The organism is Alcanivorax sp. UBA3183 (assembly GCF_002364155.1).
GTDB lineage: Bacteria > Pseudomonadota > Gammaproteobacteria > Pseudomonadales > Alcanivoracaceae > Alcanivorax > Alcanivorax jadensis.
In genome coordinates this window covers 1-3,224 of the sequence record NZ_DEXN01000023.1, presented here as the reverse complement: position 1 = coordinate 3,224, position 3,224 = coordinate 1, and the positions used below count along the sequence as shown (strand labels likewise).

Sequence of the window (3,224 nt, the reverse complement as noted above, 5' to 3'; positions counted from 1 at the left end):
TGGTGGATTTCCTGGTCACCGTTTGTCGGCATGTTCATTGCGCGTATTTCCAAAGGCCGCACTGTACGGGAGTTCATTACCGCTGTTCTGCTGGTGCCTACCATCATCACTATTATCTGGATGTCGACCTTTGGTGGCACCGGTCTGGATCAAGCGGTGAATGGCGTCGGTGAATTGTCCAATGGCATTGGTGATGTGTCCCTGGCGTTTTTCCAGATGCTGGAAAACTTGCCCTGGTCCGGCATCATTTCCTTCTTGGCAATCACGTTGGTGCTGGTCTTCTTTGTGACCTCTTCGGATTCCGGTTCATTGGTGATTGACTCCATTACCGCTGGCGGCAAGCTGGATGCACCGGTACCCCAGCGTGTATTTTGGGCAGTGATGGAAGGTGTGATTGCCGGCGCTCTGCTTTACGGCGGTGGCAAGGAAGCGCTGAAAGCCTTGCAGTCTGGCTCCGTGGCTACGGGCTTGCCGTTCACGTTTGTGCTATTGCTGATGTGCGTCAGCCTCTACATGGGGCTCTCCGCAGAGAGTAAGCGGCTCAAGTCCCTCAAGGCGACTTGATTGTCACAGCAAGGAAAGAAAAAATGCCCGCATCAGCGGGCATTTTTTTGGGTGATATAATGACCTGGCAGGCCACGGTTACCGGTTTTACTCAGGATCAGCAGCTGGATTGGGTGATGCTGTTGTCATGCGGTCATCGCCAGCATGTCCGCCATCAGCCACCGTTCATAAACCGTCCCTGGGTGACCAGTGAGGCTGGGCGGGACCGGCACTTGGGTATGGCGGTTACCTGTACCCAGTGCCAGCGGGGCATGCCGGTTCCTTCAGACAGTAACCGGTGAGCTACCCTCGCGCAGCCGGGTGTGGCGGTTGATGGTGTGCTGCAGGCCGAACAGGGACGGCAGATGCGGACCGATCACCCCTTTGCCGGTGGTCAGCAGGGCACCGCTCAACGCCCGCTGGGGATCCGCCCAGCAATAGATGCTGATAAAGCCAAGGTGACCGAATGCACGGGGAGCGCCGGGGCCGAACATGCCCATGCCCCGGTTTCCCAGCATGAAGCCGCTGGAGAAATTCAGGGGGATAAACAGGCTGCGGTCGAAGCGCGGGCGGTGATAGGCCGGCTGCAAGGCGCGAGCAACGGTCTCCGGCTTGAAGATCTGCTGGCCGTTGTAGTGGCCACCGTTGAGCAGCATCTGGAAGAAGCGGCTGGCTTCCTCGGCGGTGGCGTAGAGGTTGCCCGCTGGCACAATGATGTCCTGAAAGCGGTCATCATTGGTCACTTCCACCACCTCATCGATGCTGCCGCCCACCGCGTAGGTGAGGAACAGGTCGACCAGTTTCATGGGGACCCCGGTGGACACATCACGGGCGCGCTCAGCGCCGGTCTGTCCAAAGGTGAAGTACTTCATGCCCATGGGCTGGCGGATCACCCGGTCCAGGGTGGCATTGAGATCTTCGCCGGTAACCGCCTCGATAATGGCGCCAAGGATAAAACCGGCGGTGATGGCGTGGTAGGCCTGGGTGTTGAGGCCGCTCGGTTTGGCCTCGCACAGCAGATCAATGATCTCCTGAGGGCGGTACAGGATATCCGGCTCTACCTGTGCGGGCGGGCGGGGAATGCCGGCCTGATGGGTCAGCAGATGGCGAATGGTAGTGCGTCCCTTGCCGTTCTGGCCGTATTTGGGCAGGTAGCGGGTGACCGGGTCATCCAGGTCCAATTGCCCGGTTTCCACCAGATGATGAACCATCATGGCGGCTACCACCTTGGAGGCGGAAAACAGGCAGACCGGGGTGTCCGGGGTCATGATCCGCTGACTCTCCGGGTCCGCATAGCCGATGCTGCGGTCCAGCATGATTTCGCCGTGGCGACGCAGGCACAGGCTGATGGCCGGGCTCATGCCGCCCCGGTAAAGCTTGCGGGTGGCACGCCAGATGGCGTCCACCTGTTCAGACCCCATACCGGTTTTTTCCGGCGGCGCTTCCTGCCCCTGGCGAACAAGGCCGTCCAGGCTGCGAGGAATGGGGGTGCCGTGTTTGCTGAGCAGGCGGTTGATGCGCGGACGTAAAGCCATAAAAGTCTCTGGTAACAAGTCGTGCCGGACCCGAAATGACGGGATAAGTATCAATATAGTGTTTATTGTGAAAGGACGACATTGTCCACGGAGACGGCTCCCCTGCAATGGTCGCCCGTGCCATCATGATGGCGCCAAATCACAATATTTTGGCCGTACCGGCCGGTGGGGCTGCGGTACACTGTCAGATAACCGCGTATGACAGCCGCAGGTTACAAGACTTTGTGTCCCGCGCCTTGGAAGATCAAGGTGCACCCATATTCAGAATAACAGCGGCATTTTTCAGGAGGTTACGTGAATACCATCAAGCAGTCCGATTTTCAGAGTTTCGCCGAATTCTATCCCTATTACTTGCAAGAGCACGGTAACCCCACCTGCCGCCGACTGCATGTGGTCGGGACCACGTTACTGCTGCTCTTGCTGGGGGCCATCATTGCCGGGGCGTTGAGTGCCTGGTGGCTGTTTGCGTTGCCGGTGGTGGGGTACGGTTTTGCCTGGGTAGGCCACTACTTTTTCGAAAAGAACCGTCCCGCTACCTTCCAGCATCCCTGGTACAGCCTGATGGGTGACTTTGTCATGTACAAAGACATCCTCACCCGCCGTATTGATTGGTAAATAACCGCATCAGGTACCAGACTTCGCGCGCTTAACGAGCGTGTTGCCTGGTGCCTGTCAGCACGCAGCGTTGCCATGACCGCAGTTGAGTATTTTCAGCCTGGTAATCACAGACAGGATGACGGCGAGCTTCCCGATCTGGATTGCCGGGAACATATCGATGCCATGGTGCATGGCTTCTATCGCCGGTTGCTGGATGACCCGGTGATGGCGCCCATGTTCCTGGACGTGGCCGCTATCGATTTGCAGCAGCACCTGCCGACTATCTGTCAGTACTGGTACAAGATGCTGCTGGGCGAGAATGACTACCGGCGCCACATGATGGCAAAACACCGGGCCCTGGATGACAAGCAGCCCCTGACCGGCGAACACCATGAGCGCTGGCTGCAGCATTTTATGAACAATCTCGACGGCCGTTTTGCTGGTCCTTACACCGGTCGGGCAAGGCATATTGCCTTTCGGGTGATGGATAATCTGTACGCGCAGTTGAGCGCGAGGCGGGGTGAATAGTTGCAAGTTTCAAGAGGCAAG

At 58.1% G+C, this 3,224-nt stretch carries 5 protein-coding genes; 4 read left to right on the top strand and 1 reads right to left on the bottom strand.

The genetic code is table 11. The features are described 5' to 3' along the window. Both B3Q33_RS08920 and B3Q33_RS08915 read left to right on the top strand, forming a co-directional pair. The coding region (locus B3Q33_RS08920; RefSeq protein WP_286827497.1) for a BCCT family transporter at nucleotides 1-564 on the top strand (564 nt) is incomplete at its 5' end. 23 nt (nucleotides 565-587) lie between these two features. Then, nucleotides 588-845 (top strand): DUF3565 domain-containing protein, encoded by a 258-nt coding sequence (locus B3Q33_RS08915; RefSeq protein WP_338157297.1) that lies wholly within the window; start codon nucleotides 588-590, stop codon nucleotides 843-845. Here B3Q33_RS08915 and B3Q33_RS08910 read toward each other — a convergent pair. Then, on the bottom strand, nucleotides 828-2,078 hold the full coding sequence (locus tag B3Q33_RS08910; RefSeq protein ID WP_272963186.1) for a serine hydrolase domain-containing protein: 1,251 nt from the start codon (nucleotides 2,076-2,078) through the stop codon (nucleotides 828-830). The two genes, B3Q33_RS08915 and B3Q33_RS08910, sit on opposite strands and share 18 nt — an antisense overlap. 294 nt (nucleotides 2,079-2,372) lie before the next feature. Here B3Q33_RS08910 and B3Q33_RS08905 point away from each other — a divergent pair, with 294 nt between their 5' ends. Together B3Q33_RS08905 and B3Q33_RS08900 are read left to right on the top strand one after the other, a co-directional pair. Beyond that, nucleotides 2,373-2,693: a DUF962 domain-containing protein gene (locus B3Q33_RS08905; RefSeq protein ID WP_035247803.1), complete on the top strand. Its 321-nt coding sequence runs from the start codon at nucleotides 2,373-2,375 to the stop codon at nucleotides 2,691-2,693. Between the two features lie 75 nt (nucleotides 2,694-2,768). After that, on the top strand, nucleotides 2,769-3,203 hold the full coding sequence (locus tag B3Q33_RS08900) for a group III truncated hemoglobin (protein ID WP_272963187.1): 435 nt from the start codon (nucleotides 2,769-2,771) through the stop codon (nucleotides 3,201-3,203). The last annotated feature ends 21 nt before the right edge of the window (nucleotides 3,204-3,224 follow it).